The organism is Embleya sp. NPDC005575, assembly GCF_040605455.1.
In the GTDB taxonomy this organism is placed as follows: Bacteria; Actinomycetota; Actinomycetes; order Streptomycetales; family Streptomycetaceae; genus Embleya.
Genome location: NZ_JBEXCV010000054.1, coordinates 1 through 23595, shown reverse-complemented (window position 1 = coordinate 23595; position 23595 = coordinate 1). Strand labels below are relative to the sequence as shown.

Here is a 23595-nt window from a genome sequence, read left to right as displayed (position 1 = left end):
AACGCCGCGGAAGGCGAAGGCACTGCCGTGAGCACGAGCCGTAAACAGGAGCCGTGGCAGGAGCCGTGCGACGAACCACCGGAGGAGCGGTGGGAGCACGAACCGCCGCCGGGCCGCACTCACGGCCCATGCCCGCAGACCGAGCCACCGGACCGAGCCCGCGGGCCCGCCCGGGCCGCGCTACTGCTTGACCCCACCCGCCGAAAGGCCCGACTGCCAGAACCGCTGCAGGAACAAGAACGCCACGATCAGCGGCACGATCGCCAGCAGGCTGCCGGTCAGCAGGATCGGATAGATCGCCGTACTGCCGGCCACGCTGCCGCCGTTGGCCTGCCCGTTCCACCGATTGAGGCCGACGGTCAGCGGGAACCAGTTCGGGTCGTTGAGCACGATCAACGGCAGGAAGTAGTTGTTCCAGGTCGCCACCAGCGCGAACAGCAGCACCGTGACGAAGCCGGGTGCGAGCAGGCGCAGCGAGATGGTGAAGAAGATCCGCAACTCGCCCGCGCCGTCCATCCGGGCCGCCTCCAGCATCGCGTCCGGCACCGCGTCCGCCGCATACACCCGCATCAGGTAGAGCCCGAACGGGCTGGCCAGGGACGGCAGGATGACGGCCCACGGGGTGTCCACGATGCCCACGTCGCTGAACAGCAGATACGTCGGCACCGCCAGCGCCGTACCCGGAATCGAGATCGCGCCCAGTACCAGCGCGAACATCAGCCTGCGCCCGGCGAATTCGAACTTGGCCAGCGCGTAGCCGCCGAGTGTGGCGATCATCGCGGCGCCGCCCGCACCGACCACCGAGTACAGCAGGTTGTTCGCGAACCAGCGGAGATAGATGCCGTCTTCGTAGGTGAAGACGTCGTGGATGTTGTCGAAGAGGTTGAAGTCGTCGGCGAACCACAATCCGCGCGACGAGAGCAGGCCCTCGTTGGACTTGGTCGCGCCGAACATCAGCCAGACCAGGGGTAGCAGCGTATAGCCGAGCATCAGCGCCATCGCGACGGTCAGCGCCGTGCTCTTGCGATCGCGACGGCCGCCGCTCTTGCCGGTCCCGCTGCGCCCACGGTGCGGCCGTCGACCACGCGGGCGGAAGAACCGGGTGGACGCGTCGCCGGCCGCGCTCGGGCGATCCGGCAGGATGGAGGTGCTCACTGCATGCGCTCCCGTCGGGCGGTGGCCAGCTGGACCAGATACGCGACGAACACGGTCACCACACCGAGAACCACCGCGATGGCGGCCGAGTAGTTGAACTGGCGTCCGTTGAAGGCGAGGTTGTACGCGTACAGGTTCGGGGTGTAGTTGGTCGGCACCGACGCCGGGGCGAGCGCGGACAGGATGCTCGGCTCGTTGAAGAGTTGGAAACTGCCGATCACCGAGAACGTGGTGGCGAGCAGCAACGCCGGTTTCAGCGCCGGGAGTTTGATGCTCCACGCGGTACGGAACGCGCCCGCGCCGTCCATCTCGGCTGCCTCGTAGAGCTCTTCCGGGATCGCCCGCAGTGCCGCGTACAGGATCATCATGTTGTAGCCCACGTAGGACCAGGTCACCACGTTGCCGATGGACGCGAGCATCCAGTCCGGGCTCAGCAGATCGGGCAGGTCGGTGCCGAGCAGGTCGCCCAACTCGGCGGACAGACCGAACCGGTTGCCGTACATGTAGCCCCACATCAGCGCCGCGACCACGCCGGGCACCGCATAGGGAACGAAGATGCCGACCCGGAACAGGCCCGCGCCGCGCAACCGGCCGCTGTCGATGGCCAGCGCGGCGAGCAGCGACAGGGTCAGCATCAGCGGTACCTGGATCGCGAAGAACAGCGCGACCCGGACCAGTCCGGCGGAAAACAGGTGGTCGCTCAGCGCCTTCGAGTAGTTGTCGAAGCCGACGAAGACCGTGCCCCCGATCATCCGGTCCTCGTACAGGCTGAGCCGGAACGCGTAGGCGAGCGGTGCCGCGACGCCGATGACGAAGACCACCAGGAACGGGAAGAAGAAGGCGTGGCCGGTGAGGTTGCGCCGCAGGGCGCCGCGCTTCACCGCGTGCCCCGGCGGCGGCACGGGACCGGGTCGACTCTCACGGAAGGTCCTCCGGGACGCTCGGGGGATTTCGGGGACAGCGGTCGCAGGGTCGCCTCCCGCACCGAATGTTTGCGCCAACATCGCGGCGCGTTTCGAGAGTGTTCCGTCAGGCTGACGACCTGTCAATAGCCATCCCTGCGGGAAGTTTCCCGCGTAAATATGGCTTTTGACGGTTCTTCGGAGTTGGTCGCGACACGCTGTTGACCCTGCGTCATGTTTGCGCGAACATGAGCGCATCCGCCGCCCGGAGCGGATGCCGTGAGTGAAAGGATCGGGGCATGGCGAAGGACGGAGAGGTGGCGAAGCCGGGATCGGGCGGGCCGTTCGAAGCGCGTACCCGGCCTCCGTCCATGGCCGATGTCGCCGAGATGGCGGGCGTCTCCAGCCAGACCGTCTCGCGCGTCGCCAACAACCGCAGCAACGTGGACGAGGCGACTCGCGAACGTGTGCTCGCCGCGATGCAGATGCTCGGCTATCGGCCGAACACGGCGGCGCGGGCTCTGGCCACCGGCAAGTTCCGGATGCTCGGCGTGATCAGCTTCGGCCTGAACGCGTACGGCAACGCCCGCACGCTGGAGGCCATCGTCGCCGCCGCGCAGGACGCCGAGTACTCGGTGAACGTGGTGAGCGTGCGGGCACAGACCGAAAGCGCCGTGCGCGACGCCTTCGATCGACTCACCATGCAGGCCGTGGACGGAATCATCCTGATCGAGGCACAGATCCTGGACACCCCCGCGCTACGGCTGCCGTCCGGTCTGCCGGTGGTGGTGGTCGACGGCGAGGAGAGCCGCCGGCATCCCGGCGTGGACACCAATCAGGCCGAGGGCGCCCGACTGGCCACCACGCACCTGCTCGACCTGGGCCACCGCACCGTGTGGCACGTCTGTGGCCCACAGGACTCCTATGCCGCCCGACGGCGCGCCGAGTCCTGGCATCGCACGCTCAAGGCGGCCGGGGCACCCGTCCCACCGCTGCTGTACGGCGACTGGAGCGCCGCCAGCGGCTACGCCGCCGGCCTCGAACTGGCCGCGAATTCGGAGGTCTCGGCGATCTTCGCGGGCAACGACCAGATGGCGCTGGGCGTGGTGCGCGCGTTGCACGAGGCCGGTCGCTCGGTGCCGGACGAGGTCAGTGTGGTGGGCTTCGACGATCTCGCCGAATCGGCCTGGTTCCTGCCCTCGCTCACCACCATCCACCAGGACTTCGAGGAGGTCGGCCGGCAGTGCGTGGCGCTGCTGCTCGACCAGTTCCGCTCCGGTCACGGCACCGTCCACGGCGCCACCCCGGTCGCCCCGACCCTGATCGTCCGGGACAGCACCTCGGCGCCGCCCGCCCCCTGACGAGCCGTCACCGCGGCGCCCCGGCCGCCCCGTTCCCCCGACAACACGCACGCCTCATCACGCGCCTGCCTCACACCTGTGCACGCCTCACCACGTGCTCGCCTCAACACGCTCACGACACAGCCGCGCACCACACAGGCCCCGCGCGTCAAAGCCCCACAGCGCTCGCCCCCGGCAGGGCGGTCCCCACCTGCCCGCACTCACCGAAGACCGGCGCACCCGCCCCGATTCGCCACCCGTACGAACCCTGCTCGCCCGCGCACCCACTCGTCCTCAGCGGCCCCGAAGTGATCCCGAAGGAGAAGTGGCGCCCGACCGAACGGCCTTCGGCTCCGGCGCTCCACAACGCACCGATGAACGACACCACACACAACCCCGCCGGCCGGATGGCCGCCCTACGCGCCCGCCTCGGCGGGATCGGCTTCGGCGCCGACTACAACCCGGACCAGTGGCCCGACGCCACTCGCGCCGAGGACCTGGCGCTGATGGCCCGGGCCGGGGTCACCGTGGTCAACCTCGCGATCTTCGCCTGGGCGCGGGTCGAACCTGCCCGCGATGCCTACGACTTCGGTTACTTCGACCGGGTGATGGACGACCTGGCCGCGCACGGGATCACCGCCGACCTCGCCACGATGACCGCCGCACCGCCGCCGTGGCTGGTCACCGAGCATCCCGAGGTGCTGCCGGTGACCGCCGACGGCACGGTCCTGTCCCCCGGCGGCCGGCAACACTTCTGCCCGTCCTCGCCGATCTTCCGCGACCGCGCCGCACGCCTGGTCGAGGCGGTCGCCACGCACTACCGGGATCACCCGGCGCTCGGGCTCTGGCACGTCGGCAACGAATACGGGTGCCATGTCGCGGAATGCTTCTGCGACACATCGGCCGCCGACTTCCGGCGCTGGCTGAGCGAGCGCTACAAGAGCGTGGACGCCCTCAACGAGGCGTGGTCCACCGACTTCTGGTCGCAGCGCTATGCCTCCTTCGAGCAGGTGTTGCCGCCGCGTACGGCGCCGACCTACCCGAACCCCTCCCAACAACTCGACTTCAAACGGTTCGGCAACGACGCGCTGCTCGCCTGCTTCGCCGCGGAGACCGCAATCCTGCGCCGGATCACCCCCGACGTGCCGGTCACCACGAACTTCCTGGCCGGGCTCAAGAGCGTGGACATGTACGACTGGGCGCCGGCCATGGACGTCCTGTCCCTGGACAGCTACCCCGACCCGAACTGGGAGCAGGCGCACGTCGGCGCGGCGATGAGCTACGACGTGATCCGCTGCGCGGGCGGCGGCGAACCGTGGCTGCTCACCGAGCAGGCGCCGTCCGCGGTCAACTGGCGGGCCCGCAACGCCGCCAAGTCGCCCGGGCGGATGCGGCTGTGGAGCTGGCAGGCAGTCGCCCAGGGCGCGGACGCGATCATGTACTTCCAGTGGCGGCAATCCCGGGGCGGCGCCGAGAAGTTCCACTCCGGCATGGTGCCGCACGCCGGTCCGGAGACCCGAGTGTTCCGGGAAGTGGTGGATCTGGGCGCCGAGTTGTCCCGCGTCCCAGAGCTGGTCGGCACCCGCATCCGCAATCGGGTCGCCCTGCTCACCGACTGGCACAGCTGGTGGGCCCTCGAACTCGACTCGCATCCCTCCGACGCGGTCCGGCACCTGGACCGCGCACTCGACCACTACGCACCGCTGTTCGACCTGGGCGTCGGCGTGGACGTGGTGCATCCGGGAGTCGATCTTTCCGACTACCGCCTGGTGATCGTGCCGAGCCTGTACCTGCTGTCCGCCGAACACGGCGACAAACTCTCCCGCTTCGTCGCGAACGGCGGATCGCTGGTCGTGTCGTTCTTCAGCGGAATCGTCGACGACTACGACCGGGTGCATCTGGGCGGATACCCGGGTCCACTGCGCGAGGCGCTGGGTGTGTCGGTGGAGGAGTTCTGGCCGGCCGACGCCGGCACGGCGTTCCCGGTACGGGGAGTGGCCGAGTCGGGCGACGTGCTGCCGACGGGCACCGGCGACCTGTGGCGCGAGGACGTCACACTCAAGGGCGCACGGGTCGAGCTGGAATTCGCCGGCGCCGAGTGGGCCGGCCGCCCCGCCGCGACCGTTCACACCCACGGGGCGGGCATCGCGCGCTACATCGCGACTCGCCCGGACGCCGCGACCATGCGCGGCCTGATCGCCCGGGCCTGCGCGGACGCGGGCGTCGAGCCGGTGTTGCCGGTGCTGCCGCGCGGCGTCCAGGCATCCATCCGTGCCGGCGACGGGTACGACGTGCTCGTTGTGCTCAACCACACGGACGCGACCCACGAAATCGATCTCCCCGACGTCCGCCGGGACTTGCTCACCAAGGATCGAGCGATCACCCGCCGGGTCACCCTAGCCCCGCGCGACGTGGCAGTCCTCGGATCACTGCCGCCCGAGACCGAGCCCGAGCCGGCACCCGAATAGGCGTCGCCCCCAAACCCCCGGCCGCACGAACCGCACGAACCGCACCAGTCGTACCGCCGCACCGCATGCAGATCCCTCAACCCTCAACCGAGGCAGGTACCGATGCAACGCACCAGGCACCGACGCACCCCGGAGGCCCCCGGTCTCCCCCGCACCAGGCACCGACTCCTCACCCGCTCCGCCCTCGCCCTCACCGCCGTCGCCGCCGGCCTCCTGATCGGCCCACCGGCCGGCGCCGCCACCCCCGCCGCACAGGCAACCCCGCCGACGACCCCGCAGGCGTCCGCCCTCGCCGCGTCCTGGACAGCCCCCCTGTCCGCGAGCGGCCGCTGGATCGTCGACGCGAACGGCGATCGGTTCAAGCTGCGTTCGGCCAACTGGGCCGGCGCACAGGGAACCTGGAACGGTTCCGGTGACATCGGCAACGCCGCCAACCACCACAGCGGAGAGAACGCGAACGGCATGCCGCTGGGCCTGGATCGGGCAAGCCTGCCGACGATCCTGGCGGGCTTCCACGCGGTCGGGATCAACAGCATCCGACTGCCCTTCTCGAACGAGATGGTGCACGCGAGCACGACCGTCCCCGACGCGGCCGTCGCCGCCAACCCGCAACTGCGCGGCAAGACCCCGCTCCAGGTGTTCGACGCGGTGGTCGCCGCGTTGACCGCCGACGGCTTCGCGGTGGTGTTGAACAACCACACCGGCACAACCCGTTGGTGCTGCGGCGTGGACGGCAACGAACGCTGGAACACCTCGCGCGGCACCGCCGACTGGGTGGCCGACTGGATCACCATGGCCAACCGCTACAAGACCAACAAGCGCGTGGTCGGCGCCGATCTGTACAACGAGGTCCGTCGCAACATCACCGACGACCCCAACTGGGGCTGGGGCAACGACAAGGACTGGCAAGCCGCGTCGCTGGAGGCGGGCAACCGGATCCTGACCGAGGCCAACCCGGACCTGTTGATCATCGTCGAGGGCATCAACTGGACCGGGATCCCGGTCGACGGCCTGCCGCACGGCCGCCCCACGCTGACTCCGGTCCGCACCCTGTCACACACGCTGGTCAACCCGAACAAGCTGGTCTACTCGGCCCACTTCTACGGGTACACCGGCCCCAACCACAGCGGCGCGTACGGCGTGGGCGAAACCCACGACGCCCGCTACCAGGACCTGACGCGTGATCAACTGTTCGCCGAGATCGACCGATCGGCGCAGTTCGTGACCACCGACGGGCAGCACCACACCGCTCCGGTGTGGATCAGCGAGTTCGGCACCGGCGCGGAGGAGACCGACCCGGTCGCCCGCGCCTGGTTCACCAACTTCACCGACTACCTGGTCGCCCGCGACCTGGACTTCGCCTACTGGCCGCTGGTCGGCTGGAAGGGCAACGGCCAAGGCGACTCGTGGGCCCTGCTCCGCTTCGACCCGACCGGCGCCCGCAGCGGCATCGCGGACGACCCGACCGACTGGCGCGCCACCGCCTGGACCAAGCTGATCGGCGCCGCCGGCCGTACCGGCCCCATCCCCGGGTCGGCACGCTGGAACATGCTGAACCTGGACAGCACCGACGCCCAACCGTCGCTGCGGATGCGGATTCAACCGGACTGGGACTCCGGCGCCCGCAAGGCCGTCTGCCCCGACGGCGAGCGCATCATCGGCCTGTCGCACACCGGCAACCGCGGGCTGTGCACCACCACCGGCGGCCCGGACCTGTCCGCGATCGGCGCCGGCTACACGGTGGTTCGCGACCAGTCGTACGTGCAGAACGACTGGGCCACGGGCTACACCAAGCTCGAATGCCCCACCGGCCGGATGATCACCGGCTACAGCGTGCGCGGCGCGGCCGTCTCCGCGATCCTGTGCACTCAACCCACCACGGCGCTCGGCACCCAGGCCCGCACCCTGTGGTTCGACCGGAGCGACAACCGGCCGACCGGCAACCCCGGCGGCGAGTTCGCCTCCGGCACGTACAAGGGCCAGTGCAACGCCGACGAATACGCGGCCGGCGTCGCCTACACCGGCCGGGTCGGCTCGGCCAAGACCCCCGACGCCCTCCTCTGCAAGCGTTTGACCTGACCGACCCACCGCGAGCGCTCGACCCACCCGGCTGCGCCGCTCCCTCCCCGGGGGCGGCGCAGCCGCGTCATCGGTCCGACACGGCGCGCCGACCTCAAGGGTGAAACCTCAAGGGTGAACCTCAGGGGTGAATACGACTAGGGCGTCGGAGCCGGACGGCTCGGCGGACTCACGGGCGGGAACGAGGTCAGCGGCGCCCGGGATGCCGTGTGGGGCGGTTTGCCGGCCTGGTCCTCGAAACCGACCACCTTCCCCCGCGCGATCCGATTGACCTCCGGGTCCACCCAGAGCTGCCACACGGTCGACAGGGCGGTTTCCTTGAGCCGATCCATCGCAAGCGGCATCGTGGCCCCCACGACACCTGCGGGCGCGCGCTCGGCCGCCGCCGTCACCGAGATCTCCACTCCGTCCGGGCGCGTCAATCGCACAGACCGGACCAACGCACCCGGCGGAACCGCCCCCGATTGCCCGCTCCCCCCGACCGTCGAGCCACCGCCCGAGATGTACTCCGCGATGTATCCACGCGTGCCGTCCGGCTCGGCGAAGGGCCGACAGATGCCGCCGGCCTTGGTGGCCTCCGAGCAGTCGGACGCGAAAGACTTCGGTGTACTCGACATCACCTGCACCGTCAGGCGGGTGAATCCGTTGACGTTGTTGAGCAGGATGGAGGCGGAAGCGCCCACCGGGTTCGTGGCATCGCCCGGATTCAGTGGGAGCGAGGCCCCCTTGGGCTCCACCTGTTTGCCGTCCGTCCATTGAATCTGCAGCAGTATCAGGGCGATCGCCTGGGCCGAGACCGGTTCCTTCCCGGCCCGGGTCCCCCCGGCTTCCGGCCCGGGACTCGTACTCGGCAGGGTCGAGTCGACGACCACCGCCGCCGCCCCCGAGGCCTCCCGACTCCTCGGCGCCCGCTCCGTCCCGCTCGCCACCACCAGACCGGTGCCCGCCACGGCCAACACCGCCACGACCGAGGCGCCCATGCGAATCCGACGGGCCCGCCGCATCTGCCGGCCCCGGGTGATTCCCCCCGCGACCAACCCGGCCGGCAGCACCACCTCCGACGCCGCCGTCCGCATCGCGGCCGCCAGTTCCTGCTCCTCAGATCCCGGGGATCCCATCGGCCTGCTGTCTCCTCGACGTCCGTTCGACCAAGTGTCGTACTCCCACCCGGAGGCCGTGCCGGCAGGTGCCCCGAGGATCACTCACACGTCGACTGACCGGGCCGTTCCCACCGGGCACGATGCCTGACCCGGCCGACGTCTCCCCGACCCCGACCAGCGTCGCGCGTGTACCCACTAGATAGAACGCGTCGAACCCCCCGGGCCGTCACGCGAATGTGCCCGGAACATCAAGTGCGGCTCATATTCTGGCGTCCGCACGAAGAAGCCGTGCCGGGCAGACCCGGACCGATGATTCCGCGGCACGTGGGGGTCTCCCTACCGGACGCTCGACCGCGCGTACGCACGAGAGGGTGGCCCGATGACCGACCCGGCAAGCAGCCTGCACGAGCTCCTGAAGTCCCACGTCGAGACCGGACCGGTACCGGGAGCGGTGGCCCTCGTCGCGCGCCACGACCGGGTGGCGGTACGGGCGGTCGGCTCGCTCGACGCCGCCGGCACCGTCCCGATGGCCCGGGACACCACCTTTCGCATCGCGTCGCTCACGCGCGCGCCAACGAGACGCGGCCCACCTCTTCCTTGAGGGCCAGGGCTGGGGCTTCGGCGGCTCGGTCGACGTCGCGGCCGTCAACGCGTGGAACGTCCCCGGCCGCTACGGCTGGGTGGGCGGCACCGGCGCGGCGGCGCACATGGTCCCGTCCACCGGCACCGCCGCCGTCCCGCTCACCCAGCTGGAACTGTCCGGGCCCACCCCGCCCGTCCTGATGCGCGACTTCCGGCGCCTGGCGGCCGGCATCCGAACCCGGACCGCCCAGGAATCCCCCACTGCCGAAAAGCGTTGCGCCTCGACATGACGACACCACTCGATCCGAGGACGCCGGACGCCGGAACGCCACTGCGCTACACCGCCTTCTCCAGCGACCCGACCGGCGGCAACCCCGCCGGCGTCGTCCTGGCCGCAGACGGACTCGGCGATGCGGCGATGCTCGCGATCGCTGCCGAACTCGGCTACTCCGAAACCGCGTTCCTCACCCGATCCGGTACCGGCGAGGACGCTGCGGCGGCCCGGGCCTTCGACGTGCGCTACTTCAGCCCGCTGGCCGAGGTCTCCTTCTGTGGCCATGCCACCGTCGCGGCGGCGGTCGCGGTCGCCGAACGGATCGGCCCCGGCGAACTCGTCTTCGCCACCCGTGCCGGCATCGTCCCGGTCGACGTGGTCGCCGCCGCCGACGGCAGTCTCCGCGCCACGCTGACCAGCGTCGAGCCCCACCACGGCGAGGTCCCGGCCGCCGATGTCGCCCGGGCACTGGCCCTGCTCGGCTGGGCCGCCGGCGACCTCGACCCGGCCATCCCGCCGAGCTACGCCTACGCGGGCGCCCACCACCTGATCCTGGCCGCCGGCACCCGGGCCCGACTGGCCGAGCTGCACTACGACTTCGACGGTCTGGCGGAGTTCATGCGCGCCCGCGACCTGACCACCCTGCAACTGGTGTGGCGTGAGTCCGCGGACACCTTCCACGTCCGCGACCCGTTCCCGATCGGCGGCGTCGTCGAAGACCCGGCCACCGGCGCCGCGGCCGCCGCCCTCGGCCACTACCTGCGGTCCCTGGGCCTCGTCCGTCCGCCCGCCACACTCACGCTGCACCAGGGCGGGGACCTGGGCCGCCCCGGCGTGCTGACCGTCGACCTGCGCGCCGACGACTCGCGAGTGCGGGTGTCCGGCGTGGCCGTGCCGATCCCGGAACCGCTCGGCTGAGGACGCGGCTCGGGCACCTGCGGCCGCGATCGCCGTCGTCGGCCGCCGGACCGGCGACCCGAGCCGGGCAACGCCCGTCGGCCCACCTCGCGTTCGCCAGATTGTGCCGACGCTGGTCCAGACCATTGACCGCCTCGAAGCGACCCTCCTACCGTGAACGGGCGCTCCCGGTAACGAAGGCACGCGACTCGCGCAGGTCGCACCGACGGGAAGTTGTGCGCCGGCGCGGACGGCCGGTGGGCCCCGCTCGACGACCCGCGGAACGGCACCTGGCCGACCACCGCACTCACCTCGGGCGCCTCGTTCAGCTTCACCTGGGAGATCGAGGCCCGGCACTCGACCAGCACGTTCCGCTACTACATCACCAAGCCGAGCTGGAATCCCACCCAGCCGATCAGCCGCGCGCAGATCGAGAGCACGCCGTTTTTGACCGTCCCGTACGGCGGCGCCCTGCCCGCCGCACACACCGTGCACACGTGCACCCTCCCGGCCGGCCGCACCGGCCAGGCGCTGATCTTCGCGGTCTGGGACGTCGCGGACACCGAAAACGCGTTCTACTCGTGCTCCGACGTGAAGTTCTGACCGAACACCGCCGGCCAGGCGACCGAACGCGGCACACCACCCGCCCGGCAGTCGAACGCGACACACCGCGCCGCCGGGCCCGGCCGTGAAATGCGGCCCGGGCCCGGACCGGCGCGCCCGGGTTCAGCCCGGATACTCCACCACCCGATCGCACCGGCACCGCAACAACGGCGGATCGTGGCCGACCGCCGACAGCCCCGCACCCGTCGACGCGAGCCTGCGCTCCACGACGCCCGCCGGCGCGGCCGGCGCCGGCCGGCGCGAGGTCCTTGCACAGCGCACCCCCGGCCAAATACCGCAGGGTGAAGCGCGTGGCCCGGCCGTCCTCGACCCGGATGCCGCAGTCGCCCTTACGCCCACTGCGCCGAATCCGCGCCGCCCGCGAGCGGCACGCCACGCCGTACCGCGCCGACGAGCGTGGCGGCGAGTACGCCGCGCCGATGGCCGGAAAAGGACGGACGGTACTCGATTCGTCCTCGGCTGTCGCCGGTGGTTGACCGCGAACACGGGTGATCACACGCGGTGACCGCACAGGCTCGCGCACGCAAATACATCGCAATATCCGAACCCACCGCAGCCCATCCGCCCGGTCGGGCTCGCCCCACACGGACACTTGGTGGACCTCCATCGGACTGCACCTGGAAGGATGGGCAGGATGGAGTGGGCACGGTTCGCACGGTGACGGGAGCAGGCGTGGTGGTCGGATCCGCACGACGGTCCCTCGGGGTCGGCCTTCCGCTGTCGATCACGCTCGCGCCGCTGCTCTTGGCCCTGCTCCCGACCGCGTTCGCCGGCGGCGAGACGCGCCCGTGGCGTCGGCGCAAGGACGCCGCCCGCTCGGCGGCGCTGGCCGCCCGGGAGGCGGCGGGCGAGGCATTCCTCCAGCTCGACACCGCGCAGCGGGACATGATGCTCTCGCTGGAGACGGTCCGGGCCGTCCGCGGCGCGCGCGGCACCGAGGACGCACTGCGCAGCTTCGCCGCGGTCAGCCTGCGGATCGACGAGGCGAGCGCGGCATACATCGCGCTGATGGACCGGTATCCGCTGGACGTCGAACTGGAGACCGACGAATACGAGGCGGCCCGTCGGGACTTGACCGAGACCGCCCGCAAGCTGGACGCGGTCCGCCAGGACCTGGACCGGTTCGGCACCTCGCTCGGCCCGCTGCTCGTCGATGCCGAGCAAGCGCTCGGGCAGTTGCCGCCGGCTGTGGATCGGGCCCGCCGGGCCGCCGCCGAAGCCGCCGAGGCGGTCGCCGACACCGAGCGGGCCGGCCTGGGCACGAGCGGCCTCACCGCCCGCCTGGCCGCGATCCGGATCGATCTGGCCGAGCTGGACCGAGGCCCGGCCGCGCTCGGTATTCCGGGCACGCTGGAGATCGCGCGCCGAATCGAGACCTCGGCCGGCGAATTGCGCGCCGAGGCCGAACGGCTGCCCAGACAGCGCGAGGAGGTGACCAATCGGCTGTCCTCGCTGCGCACCCGCGCCCAGGCCCTGGAGTCCCGGCTGGTCGGCGTCGAACCCGCCCTGCACCGCCTGCGCCGCGACTACGTCCAGTCCTGTTGGACCGATCTGGAGCAGGTCCCGGCCAAGGCCCGCCAGTCGCTGGGTGTCGCGCACGCCCGCCTGGAGGAGGCCGGCGCCGCGGCCGGACGCGGCGAGTACGCCGACGCGGTCAGCCGCCTGGCCACCGCACGAGCCACCCTCAAGGACGCCGACGAGGCGATGGCCTCGGTCAACGACCGCCTGCGTGCGCTGGAGGAGGTGGCCCGCGACCCCGAGGCCGAGTTGGAGCGCACGCGATTCGCGCTGCGCGACGCCCAGCGGCTCGCGCTCGGAGGCCGCGCCAACGCCGAGGAGCGCTACGCCCGCCGGCTGGACGCGCTGGTCTTTCGTCTGGAGGCGATCGTCGCCGAACCGGAGAACCCGCGACCGGACTGGTGGCGCTTCCTCAGCGAGACCCGCGCCATCCGGGCCGAGGTCGCGGCCACCGTGCAGGTCATCCGCGAGGACCGGGCCGGCCCCGGACCGCACTGACATCACGGTGCGTCACTATTCGAAACAAGAAAAGCGACATTTTTCGTATTAAACGCACTTTACGCAACTCAGTGTAGTGGAATCGTCGCCATGTTCGACCAGTCGGGTAAAGAATCGGCACCTTCGGCCACCTTCCCGAAATTTAAGGTTTAAAGTCGTCGGACCGGCCGACTTCGGGACCTTGGTCCCGGTTCATGGGTCCGAAACCCCGTGCGCCGCGCCGTCGACCACTTGCCGACACCGGGAAGTCGCACATGTCCGTGCTCTTGATACTCCTGCTCGCCCTTCTCCTCGTGCTCGCGCTGCCGAGTCTGCGCGCGTTGCGCCGCGCCCCGGGGACCGCCCCCGCACTGCCGCTGCACACGAACGACATGACCGACATGCACCGCATGATGGTCCTGGCGTACGAGGAGGAGCGCGCGGTGCTGCATCGCCAGGCAGTCACCTGGCTGCACTCGCTCGGCCGCGGCCCGCTGCGGGTGACCGATGCCCAGGCGGCGGCCGGCAACCGCGGCTGCGACCTGGTGACCCTGGGCGACGGCACGGTGCTCGGCCTGTCCTCGACCGGGTTGGTCATGCACGAGTTGTGCGGCGCGCTCGACCGATTCACCGAGGTGGCACTGACCCGGGTGCGGGCGGCGCGCGACGGCTTCGAGCTGACCTTCGACATGGAGTGCGGGCGGCAGTTGCACGCCCGGGCCGAACTACTGACCGTGCGCGGCGCCTGCGTCTGAGCCCGGGCCCGGCCCGGGTCCGGACCCGGCTCCGACCACCGCGCCGGCACCGCACACCGCCCGAGCCCGCGCAGCGCCACGGTCGGGCACAGCCGGCCCCCCGGCGTCAGGTTTACATCCGCACCGCGTCCCGCTCACGGTGCGGATGTCGGCTTTCCGGGCTGCCCGAAGCCTCCCGAAGCACTTCCCGAGCCGGCACCCGACGCACCACCGGACCCACCCGCGCCGGGACGCCGGCGACCAGGGCGTTCGCCGCCGGATCCGGCCCGGCCGGCAACCACGGCGGCTCGCCCGCTCCATCCCGGCGCCGGGATCGCCCAGTCACTCGACCGGCAGGCGGCTCCGCTCCAGCAGCCAGGCCGCGATCCGCTCCCCCGCCGACACACCCTGGGCGGTCAGCGCCTCGACGTGCGGCGCCGACCAGTTCGTCTCGGCCAGTTCGCCGTGCCCCGGCCGCACCCCGGCATCCGCCGCACGCAGGAGTTCGATGTCCAGGAGCGAGTCGCCCGCCGCGAACACCGCTGCGGCGCCCGCCCGCCGAGCCACCTCGCGCACCGCGTCGCCCTTGGTCAGCGCCTCCGGAACGAAATAGAGCTTGCGACCCTGGAGCGAGACGCCGTAGCCGCGCTCGGCCGCCCACGCGGTCGTCTCGGGCACGAATTCGGACGGCAGCTCGGCCCGTTCCACCACCAGGTAGGTGAACAGGTCCTCGGCCACCCGGAGTTTGTGGGTCCACTCGGGACGGGCGACCCGTTCCAGATGGGCCACCACCTCCGGCAGCGGAGCGGCGTTCTCGGCCAGGCCCTTGTGCACTTGCGCATGCCAGTCCGGGTCGCTCTCGCCGTTCACGAGCAGGTGGCCGCCGTTCGCGCAGATCGCGAACTCCGGTGCCCGACCCGGCAGTACGATCCGGCCGTACTGCTCACGGGTGCGCGTGGTGGTGGGCACGAAAGTGGTCCGCTCGGCCAGTTCGGCGAGCAACGCGACGGCGTCCCGCGTGACGAACGACATCGGCCCGCCGTCGTACTCCTCCACGCACACCAGCTCGGGCGTCGGGTCCGTCGCCGCCAGGCCCAATCGGGCGGCGGCCCTGGAGTAGACGAGGGTGCGATCCAGGTCACTGGCCACCACGACACTCACGCGTCGCTCCCTTCCCGGCGAAAGCCCGGTTTGACCAGACCGACGCACGAGTACGGCAGGTCGTCCACGTCGACCACCGGCACCCCGCGCTGCGCGGCGAGCATTCGCACGTGGTCCAACTCCGCGCCGACGCCCTTGCGGGCCAGGATCTGCCACGGGACCCGGCGCAGCAGCACCCGGGTGGTCTCCCCGACGCCGGGCTTGATCAGGTTGATGTTGTCGATCTCGTACTCGACGCCGATCCGCTCGACCGCGCGCCACCCCTCCCAGGTCGGCGATCGGTCGCTCGCGGCCAGTGCCGGTTGATCGCGCGCGACGTCCTCGGTCACCGCGGCGAACCGCGCGGCGACCGCGTCCAGGAACAGGCCGGAAACGTCGGCGTCGGCCAGTTCGGCGTAGAACTTCGCGCCGTGGAACTCGTCCGGGCCGATCAGGTCGTCCCGCAGCACGGTGCGCGAAACCAGCCCGGACACCGTCGAGTTCAGGCACGCGGACGGGATCAGGAAGTCGTCCCGGGTGCCGTAGGTGCGCACGCACGAGCCCGGGTCGGCGAGCACGGCCAGTTCCGGGTCGAAGCGCATGCCGGTGGTCTCGGCGGTCAGCTCCAGCGCGTCGGACAACTCCCGGGTGATCGCGCCCTTGCCGGTCCAGCCGTCCACGAAGACGACCCGCGACGGGTCGAACTCGCGCCCCAGCCAGCGCAGCGCGGTGGTGTCCATGCCCCGTCCGCGCACGATCGACACGGCGAAGTGCGGCAGGGTCAGGCCGTGCGCACGCCGGGCCCAGCGGCGCATCAGCACACCCACCGGGGTGCCGGCGCGGGCGAGCGAGACCAGCACCGCGTCGTGGCCGCGTTCGGCCAGGATGGTCTCGGTGACCACGCCGACCGCGTGCGCGATCCGGTCCGCGGAGGCGTCCAACGCGGCGTGGAACAGCGCCTGGTACTCGGGCGAGGGCTGGTACTCGATCGGCAGCGACTCGGCGTAGTGCGCGCCCGCGTGCTGGATCGCCTCCTCGCGCTCCTCGAGCGGTGCCTCCAACTCCACCGCGGACAGGTCCTTGAGCAGCCAGGCGACCTCGTCGGCGGCGTAGGAGGAGAACGCGGGCCCGTACAGCGGGTCCGGCAGCTTGCCGGTGTCGTGCCCGTGCGGGCTCGGCTGGTGGTTCATGACCTGCGCACCTCGGGGGTGAAGGAGGGGACAACGAGCAGACCGACATGGTCGGTGACCCGGGACAGCACGTTCAGCAGCCCACCGGGCGCGTGCAGTTCGGGGGTGTCGGCGACCGAGTCGACGACGATCAGCACCTCGTCGAACCGTCGTGCGGAATCGGTGCCGGCCGCCACGTTGTACGCGTAGCGGGCACCGGGACCGTCCGACGGGTCGTCGTGGGCCGGGAATTCCAACCTGGTGCGGATCGCGTAGCCGGGATCGTCGACCGCGAGCACCGGCGAGCGGGTCGTGGTCGAGTAGCGCACTTCGACGTCCGCCGCCACGTGTTCGGCGAGCGCCCGGGCCAGCCGCAGCGGCGTGTACATCAGCTCCTCGAAGCCGAGCACCAGGATCCGCCGGCCGACCGCCTGTGCGGCCAGCGCGGCGCCCAGCGCGGGCAAGGCCCGCTCCAGCGCGTCCTGATCGGCCTGGGTGAACCCGTGCCGGCCGCCGTCGGGCAACCCGGCGGGCCAGTCCAGGTCGAGGGTGCGCACCGTGCCGGTCCCGTCCTCGGTCGCCCGGCCGCCGTCGTGCTCGGCCACCAGCGCGGTGCCGCGCACGAGCACGTCCTCGGGCAACTCGACGGTGCCCGCGGCCAGGCTCACCAGGTCCACCCGGGCGCCGAGTTCGGCCGCGAACACCTCCAACTCGGCCCGGTCGGCCGGACCGCGCACATCGATCAGCGCCGCAATCACGTAGTGCGCCCGCGGCGCCACCGCGTGCAGCTCCCGGATGGTGTTGGCGACCGTGAGTCCGGTCGACAGTTCGTCGTCCACCAGCACCAAGGGCCCGGTACCGGCCAGGAGTTGTGGATCGCGCGGCAGGATCAGATGCGAGGTGGCGTGCGAGTGCTCCTCCTCGAACGCACCGAACTGCGCGACCCCGGCCACCGGACGGCGGGTCGAGTGCAGGTAGGTGGCCCCGGGCAGGGCCTCGGCCACACAGTGCCCGAGGCCGGTCGCGGTCTCCGCGTAGCCGAGCACCACCGGCGTCGGCTCGCCGATCACAACGCTCGCCACGCGCGCGCCCAACTCGCGGCCCGCGTCGTGGACGACCGCGGGCAGTTGCGGGATGTGCTTGCCGAGCACGGTGGACACCAGCAGGTGGGCCCGGCGCGGATTGCGTCGCAGTGCGAGCCCGACCAGCGCGTCGAGGCCGTCCCCCGCGAGCGCCACGTCGAGTCGCTCGGCGACCCAACTCCCCGACCAGGTTTCCATCCGATGTTCACTCAACGCACGAACTCGCTTCCCTCGATACCCGATCGCATCCCACCGCCGCGGGGGCACCCGGCCCCGTCGGCCCTTCACCGCATGCCGATGCACTCCATGCCGGCCGCGAGCAGATCGACGAAGGTGACCTCCTCGCCCGCTACGCCGAACGCCTGCGCCCGTCGCAATATCGCCTGGGCCCAAGCCCGGTGCGGCTTCACCTCGTTCATCTTGTTCGTGTACGCCGAGCGCAGCACCCCGCCCCCCGCCGCGCTCTCGGCCAGGATGTCGGTGGCGTCGCAGTACTCCTCGTGGGTGACCACCGACATCGCGTGGATCACCGCCACGTGACTGGGGTGGATCGCGGTCTTGCCGAGCAGACCGTTGGCCTTGTCCAGCTCGAGTTCACGGATCAGCCCGTCCAGGTCCGCCGAGATCAGCCGGGTGCGCAGCTCGACCGCCTCGTCCGGGTCCTCGGCCTCGGCGAACGGGGTGCGGCGCAGCTGCGGCTTGAACAGTCGCTCGCCCTGCGGGAAGTACTCCCACACCGGTCCGCTGATCACGTGTCCGGTACCGTCCGCGCGGCCGAACACGTTGACGATGTCCCCGATCAGGCCGGCCACCAGGTGCACGTCGTACGCGGTCAGGTCGCGGGAGCGGCGCAGCGCGTACGCGGACTGGAAGTCGGTGGCACCGATCCGCACGGCGAGGATCTTGTCCCGGTGCGCGGCGACCAGCTCGGCAAGCTCGGCGAGTACCGCGCGCCGGTGTTCGAGGTAGGCGATCGAGGGCGATTCCAGCACCGGCATCGCGTACAGCCGGCGTCCGCTGAGCGCGATCGCCTCATCCAGCGCCTTGAGGTAGCGCGCGCCACTGTCCGGCTCGAACTTGGGCAGCACGAATCCGGACAGCACGTCCAGGGCTTCGCCGAGCCGCTCGGTCAGGTCGGTGATCTGTTCGGGGTGCCGGACCCGTATGAACAGCAGCGGGCCCTCGACGCCGGTGCGGGCGAACCCGGCCAGTTGCTCGACCAGATTCTGCTCGGCACCGACCACCTCGCGGTCGTCGATCGAGTCCTCCAGGCACAACACCATCGAGGTCACGCCACGGGCGGCCTGCTTGACGATGTCGGCCGCGAGCGTGCCGCGCGTCGCGGGGCTGTACAGCGTCGCACCGAGGGCCGCGGCCAGGACGGCGGAGTCGCTGTCCCGGTCGAAGGTCTCCGGCGGGCGGTGGAACAGATGATCGCGGACCGCATCGTCCAGGTAGTCGAAATGCCGCATCGTGATCTGATCCCCCTCGACTGACGGTGGTGGCAAAGGCGCGTCGGGGCGGGAACCCGTACGCGCCCTGGTGCTTCGAAAAAGGCGCATTCGCGCCGAGCCGGTGAGCCGCCGGCAGGCGCTGACTACGGTAACCGAAAAGCAAAATCGAAGGCGTACGATCCGGTTATAGGACCATGTGTTCACACAATCGTCACGAGCCCGCCCCACGTTGAGCGCAGCTCCTTCGGGACGGCAGGATGGGCCCATGACCCAGGTGATGTCCAAGGGAGCGAATACGGCCCTCCCTGCCCGGTCCGTGCGCGTGGTCCTCGAATGGCGGCCGGGAGCCGGTGTTCCGGACATGGACGCCTCGGCCCTGCTGCTCGGTGCGAACAACAAGGTGCGCGACGACAACGACTTCGTTTTCTACAACCAGCCCCGGCATCCGTCCGGCACGGTCGTCCACGAGGGCAAGCACATCGCCCCGAACAGCTGCACCGACGGCGTCCGGGTGGATGTCGCCGCGCTCGGCAACGACGTGCAGCACGTGATCGTGGCGGCGTCCGCGGACGGCGGCACGATCGGCTCGGTGCCCGGCCTCGTCCTTCGACTGTACGACGCCGACGGCGGCGGCGAGCTGCTCAACTTCCCGATCGCCGGAGCCACCACCGAGACGGCGTTCGTATTCGGCGAGATCTACCGACGGGCCGACCAGTGGAAGTTCCGCGCGGTCGGGCAGGGCTACGCGAGCGGTCTCGCGGGCCTGGCGACCGATTACGGCATCAGCGTCGACGACGAACCGAGCGCCCCGGCGCCCGCACCCGCCCCGATGCCACTACCGCCGGTGCACCAGTCCCCGCCCACCGCGCCGGCCCCGCCGCCGCCCCCGGCGTTCCGCGACGGGCCGCCCGCGCCGCCCGCCCGCCAGGAACCGGCTCCCACCGCCGTCCTGCCGCAGTACGGCCAAGGCACGCTGCCCGCACCGCCCACGCCGCAGCAGCCGGCCCAGCCGCAGGGCGTACTGCCGATCTCCGGCAACACGCCGTACGGCGGCGCCCCGCTGCCGCCGCCTCCGCCGCGCCACGACGGCCCGATGATCCCGCCGCCGCCGGCCCCGCACACGATCGGCGGCCCGCCGCACGGCTACCCGCAGACCCCCTCCGCCGGCGCACCGGTCCCGCCACCCCCGTTCGGCGGCACCCCGCCGCAGGCCCCGCACGCCATGGGCGGCCCGCCGCCCGGCACACCCGCCCACGGAATGGCCTTCCAGACCCCGCCGGGCGTGATGCACATGCCACCGGGCGGCCCGCAGCTGCCCGCCCCGGGCCAGTACTCGCCGGCCCACGGCGTCCCGCAGCCGCCCGGGCCGTACACGCCCTCGCACGGCGCTCCCATGCCGCACGGGACCACCCCTGCGCAGGGCATGGGCATGCCACCCCAGCAGCAATACCCGGGCACCCCGCCGCAGGGTCAGGGCGGCCCGCCGCAGCTGCGCCGGCTGGACTCACCGCCGCAGGGCCCGCAGTTCCAGGGCTGAGCCATCCGCCGTCCCCGGCCGCCGCCGCGCGTGGCGACGGCCGGGGACGGCCCGGCCGAGCGGGCTCGGCGATGCGTGCTCACTTGTAGCCGCGTGCCCACAGCAGCCCCCACCCGTACTCCCGGTCCAGCTCGGCCTGATAGCCGTGCACGTAGCGCACCTCGCGCCGGACCACGATCTCGTCGCCGTGGTTCTCCACCACCGCGACCGCACACGTGTGCGCCTCGCGAGCGTGCTCGTCCAGCCGCACCTCGATCGGCAGACCCGCGTTCGGGAACAGCGTGACCACCCCGTTGACCTGGTCAAACGCCGGGATGCCCTCGTAGATGTAGACGAAGATCAACAACCGGCGCACGTTGCGCGCCTGGTCGATGTTGATGAACAACGTCTCACCCGACGCCGATCCGGACCGGTCGTCGGTGTCCAGCCGGACATACGGCGGCTGACTGAACGCCCCGTACAGGTTGCCCAGCGCCTGGACCGCGCCCTTGGAACCGTCGCTCATCTCCCACAGGCAGCCGAGGTCGAGGTCGATCTTCTGCGGCAACGGCGGCGTCTGCACCGCGAGCGGCCGGAACAGGCCGCCGCTGCGCTGTCTCGGCGGCGCCTCCTCGACCTGCGGGTTCCAGTGCAGATTGACCCGCAGCGTCCCGGTCGCGGAACCGGCCTGGGTCAGTGAGACCTCGGGCGTCGAGCGGGTCAGCGCGACCTTGTGCCCGCCGTGCTCGGGCTCACGCTCCATCAATCCCCGACGCCAGTCGAAAAGCGGCATCAAGCCCTCCCTGATCCCCCGGCCGGCACGCGTACGCGTAGTGGCGGCTCCAGTACACAACATAACCGGGCCCGAAAAAACCGGTACCGCGCCCGAATCGTGCTCGGGCGCGGTACCGGTCGAGGTCCTGCGTGCGGGGTGCGGCCGAAAGCTAGGCGTCGACCTTCACACCGCTGTTGTTCTGCCCCGGAACATGTCCGATCCGCTTGTTGCGCATGATCGAGGAGATCAGCGCGATGCCGATGAAGCCGACCCCGACCATGCCGGTGATCACCTCGTGGATCTCCCACTTGATCGACACCAGCAGGATCGTCGCCAGGGCGCCGATCGCGTACATCGCGCCGTGCTCCAGGTAGACGTAGTCGTCCAGCGTGCCCTGCCGCACCAGGTAGACCGTGAGCGACCGGATGTACATGGCGCCGATGCCCAGACCCAGCGTGATCATCAGCAGGTCCTGGGTGATGGCGAACGCACCGACCACACCGTCGAAGGAGAACGACGCGTCGAGCACCTCGAGGTAGAGGAACATGAAGAACGCGGCCTTGCCGGCGGCGAGCTGCACGGGCTTGGGACCGCTGCGCCCCTCGGCCTTGGCCGGCTCCGCACCCGCCTCGGCGCCGTCCTCGTCCTCCTCGTCGTTGATGTGCGCCAGCGTGCCGTGCGTCTCGAAGTAGTCCGAGAGCCCGCCGACGCCCAGGTACGCGATCAGGCCGAGCACGCCGGCCACCATGACCGTGCCCTCCTTGTGCGCGGGCGACAGCGTCTGGGCGACGACCACGAGCGTGATCAGCGCGATCAGCGTGGAGAGCACGTCGAAGTTGCCGAGCTTGCCGGTGAACCGCTCCAGCGGGCCGATCCACCGGTGCTCGCGCTCGTCGTCGAACATGAAGTCCAGGAAGATCATCAACAGGAACAGGCCACCGAAGGCGGCAATCGCCGGATGCGCCTCGTCCAGGTGCTGTGCGTAGGTCAACCCGTCGATCATCTTGTCGTCGTGGAACGCGAGGTCGACGACGTCCACCGGGCCGATTCCGGCGGTCAGGCTGACGATGAGCAGCGGGAAGACGAGCCGCATGCCGAAGACGGCGATCAAAATGCCGACCGTCAGGAACATCTTCTGCCAGAAGGCATTCATCTTCTTGAGGATCGTGGCGTTTACTACAGCGTTGTCGAAAGACAACGAGATCTCGAGGATCGACAGGATCAGCACGATGCCGAATCCGGTCGCCCCCCAGAAATACGCGGCGACGGCGAGACCGACCGCCGTCACGCCGAACGACCAGCCGAACGTACGGATTACCACGGATGAGGTCCTTATCTACCTGGGGATTGCAGCTCCGGGTGGGTCATCAGGAAGACCGGCCCTCACTCCCCCACCCGAGAGACCTCGGGAAAGGCGTCAGGGCCGGCCCCACCGGGTGACCGACCCTGACGCAACGTCAGTACGTACTCATTGCACGCTGACGCCGAAGTCGAGTGCGATCCCCCGCAGGCCCGAAGCGTACCCCTGCCCTACTGCGCGGAACTTCCACTCCCCCTGGTAACGGTAAAGTTCTCCAAAGATCATGGCTGTCTCGCTTGACGCATCCTCGGTGAGGTCATAACGCGCCAGCTCGTTGTTGTCCGCCTGATTCACGATCCGGATGTAGGCGTTGCGGACCTGTCCGAAGGTCTGCCCGCGCATCTCGGCGTCGTAGATCGAGACCGGGAAGACCACCTTCTCGACCTGCTCGGGAACGGCCATCAGGTCGACGAGGATCACCTCGTCGTCGCCGTCACCGTCGCCCGTGAGGTTGTCGCCGGTGTGCTCGATCGAACCCTCGGGGCTCTTGAGGTTGTTGTAGAAAACGAAATAGTCGTCGCCGAGCACCTTGCCCGCACCGCCGCACAGCAGCGCACTCGCGTCCAGGTCGAACGAGGCGCCCGTGGTGGCACGCGCGTCCCAGCCCAGACCCACCAGCACATTGGTGAGATTGGGTGCGGCCTTGCTCAACGAGACGTTTCCGCCCTTGGCGAGGGTGACCCCCATCGATTCCTCCTGATCGTCGTACATTCGCTTCAACCTTGCCACGCCCCCGACCCGGCGGGACCCCCTTTTTGCACAGCTCAAGGCGTGCCCAGGGGCATATTTGACAGCGGTGTGCGCGACCCACCCGAGTCCGGGACGGCGAACGCCCGCCGACCGCGGATGCGGTCGGCGGGGGGTGGGGGTTTGTGGGGCGGTTAGACGTTGTGTAACAAGTACCTGGGGGAAACCCCCCCGCCCCAGGGCGAGGCCAGGGCCACCCCCC

18 protein-coding genes and 2 pseudogenes are annotated in these 23595 nt (G+C 70.7%); 11 read left to right on the top strand and 9 right to left on the bottom strand.

Annotated elements, in window-relative coordinates; genetic code table 11:
• Positions 1-180 precede the first annotated feature (180 nt).
• Positions 181-1155, bottom strand: coding sequence for a carbohydrate ABC transporter permease (locus tag ABZS54_RS19685; protein WP_355537238.1), 975 nt, complete (start codon positions 1153-1155; stop codon positions 181-183).
• Positions 1152-2036 (bottom strand): sugar ABC transporter permease, encoded by an 885-nt coding sequence (locus tag ABZS54_RS19680; protein WP_355537236.1) that lies wholly within the window; start codon positions 2034-2036, stop codon positions 1152-1154. Before ABZS54_RS19680 ends, ABZS54_RS19685 begins: the two co-directional genes overlap by 4 nt.
• A 392-nt stretch (positions 2037-2428) precedes the next feature.
• On the opposite strand from ABZS54_RS19680, the gene ABZS54_RS19675 reads away from it, so the two are divergent.
• The 3 genes from ABZS54_RS19675 (at position 2429) to ABZS54_RS19665 (ending at position 7944) form a co-directional block, all read left to right on the top strand.
• Complete coding sequence (locus tag ABZS54_RS19675; RefSeq protein WP_355537313.1) at positions 2429-3418, top strand: LacI family DNA-binding transcriptional regulator; 990 nt, start codon at positions 2429-2431, stop codon at positions 3416-3418.
• Between the two features lie 353 nt (positions 3419-3771).
• A complete protein-coding gene (locus tag ABZS54_RS19670) occupies positions 3772-5865 on the top strand; it encodes a beta-galactosidase (RefSeq protein WP_355537233.1) in 2094 nt (697 codons plus the stop codon).
• Positions 5866-5967: 102 nt separating this feature from the next.
• Entirely contained in the window at positions 5968-7944 is a 1977-nt protein-coding gene (locus tag ABZS54_RS19665) for a cellulase family glycosylhydrolase (RefSeq protein ID WP_355537230.1), read from the top strand.
• 137 nt (positions 7945-8081) lie between these two features.
• Here the strand turns inward: ABZS54_RS19665 and ABZS54_RS19660 are convergent, their stop codons facing one another.
• Positions 8082-9062 carry a hypothetical protein gene (locus tag ABZS54_RS19660; protein WP_355537228.1) on the bottom strand — a complete coding sequence of 327 codons (981 nt, stop codon included), beginning with the start codon at positions 9060-9062 and terminating at the stop codon, positions 8082-8084.
• Positions 9063-9423: 361 nt separating this feature from the next.
• On the opposite strand from ABZS54_RS19660, the gene ABZS54_RS19655 reads away from it, so the two are divergent.
• The 7 genes and pseudogenes from ABZS54_RS19655 (at position 9424) to ABZS54_RS19625 (ending at position 14171) form a co-directional block, all read left to right on the top strand.
• Positions 9424-9645: a serine hydrolase gene (locus tag ABZS54_RS19655; RefSeq protein WP_355537225.1), complete on the top strand. Its 222-nt coding sequence runs from the start codon at positions 9424-9426 to the stop codon at positions 9643-9645.
• Between the two features lie 79 nt (positions 9646-9724).
• Entirely contained in the window at positions 9725-9916 is a 192-nt protein-coding gene (locus ABZS54_RS19650) for a hypothetical protein (RefSeq protein WP_355537222.1), read from the top strand.
• Positions 9913-10818, top strand: coding sequence for a PhzF family phenazine biosynthesis isomerase (locus ABZS54_RS19645; RefSeq protein ID WP_355537219.1), 906 nt, complete (start codon positions 9913-9915; stop codon positions 10816-10818). Before ABZS54_RS19650 ends, ABZS54_RS19645 begins: the two co-directional genes overlap by 4 nt.
• Before the next feature lie 195 nt (positions 10819-11013).
• Positions 11014-11400, top strand: a pseudogene (locus tag ABZS54_RS19640) (lytic polysaccharide monooxygenase); the annotation flags it as partial.
• Between the two features lie 311 nt (positions 11401-11711).
• Positions 11712-11897 carry a hypothetical protein gene (locus tag ABZS54_RS19635; protein ID WP_355537216.1) on the top strand — a complete coding sequence of 62 codons (186 nt, stop codon included), beginning with the start codon at positions 11712-11714 and terminating at the stop codon, positions 11895-11897.
• 181 nt (positions 11898-12078) lie between these two features.
• A complete protein-coding gene (locus tag ABZS54_RS19630) occupies positions 12079-13437 on the top strand; it encodes a hypothetical protein (protein WP_355537213.1) in 1359 nt (452 codons plus the stop codon).
• A gap of 254 nt (positions 13438-13691) precedes the next feature.
• Positions 13692-14171 carry a hypothetical protein gene (locus ABZS54_RS19625; RefSeq protein WP_355537210.1) on the top strand — a complete coding sequence of 160 codons (480 nt, stop codon included), beginning with the start codon at positions 13692-13694 and terminating at the stop codon, positions 14169-14171.
• A 321-nt stretch (positions 14172-14492) separates the two neighbouring features.
• Here the strand turns inward: ABZS54_RS19625 and ABZS54_RS19620 are convergent, their stop codons facing one another.
• The 3 genes and pseudogenes from ABZS54_RS19620 to ABZS54_RS19610 form a co-directional block, all read right to left on the bottom strand.
• Positions 14493-15311: an HAD family hydrolase gene (locus tag ABZS54_RS19620; protein ID WP_355537207.1), complete on the bottom strand. Its 819-nt coding sequence runs from the start codon at positions 15309-15311 to the stop codon at positions 14493-14495.
• Positions 15308-17739: pseudogene (locus ABZS54_RS19615) on the bottom strand (phosphoribosyltransferase). Before ABZS54_RS19615 ends, ABZS54_RS19620 begins: the two are co-directional and overlap by 4 nt.
• An 86-nt stretch (positions 17740-17825) precedes the next feature.
• Entirely contained in the window at positions 17826-19013 is a 1188-nt protein-coding gene (locus ABZS54_RS19610; protein WP_355537204.1) for an HpcH/HpaI aldolase/citrate lyase family protein, read from the bottom strand.
• Positions 19014-19260: 247 nt separating this feature from the next.
• Between ABZS54_RS19610 and ABZS54_RS19605 the strand changes: the two genes are divergently transcribed.
• Positions 19261-20532 (top strand): TerD family protein, encoded by a 1272-nt coding sequence (locus ABZS54_RS19605; RefSeq protein ID WP_355537201.1) that lies wholly within the window; start codon positions 19261-19263, stop codon positions 20530-20532.
• 79 nt (positions 20533-20611) lie between these two features.
• Here ABZS54_RS19605 and ABZS54_RS19600 read toward each other — a convergent pair whose 3' ends face one another.
• The 3 genes from ABZS54_RS19600 to ABZS54_RS19590 form a co-directional block, all read right to left on the bottom strand.
• Positions 20612-21304 (bottom strand): Tellurium resistance, encoded by a 693-nt coding sequence (locus tag ABZS54_RS19600; RefSeq protein WP_355537198.1) that lies wholly within the window; start codon positions 21302-21304, stop codon positions 20612-20614.
• Positions 21305-21455: 151 nt separating this feature from the next.
• Positions 21456-22607: a DUF475 domain-containing protein gene (locus tag ABZS54_RS19595; protein ID WP_355537195.1), complete on the bottom strand. Its 1152-nt coding sequence runs from the start codon at positions 22605-22607 to the stop codon at positions 21456-21458.
• Between the two features lie 147 nt (positions 22608-22754).
• Positions 22755-23333 carry a TerD family protein gene (locus ABZS54_RS19590; protein ID WP_026219140.1) on the bottom strand — a complete coding sequence of 193 codons (579 nt, stop codon included), beginning with the start codon at positions 23331-23333 and terminating at the stop codon, positions 22755-22757.
• Between the last annotated feature and the right edge of the window lie 262 nt (positions 23334-23595).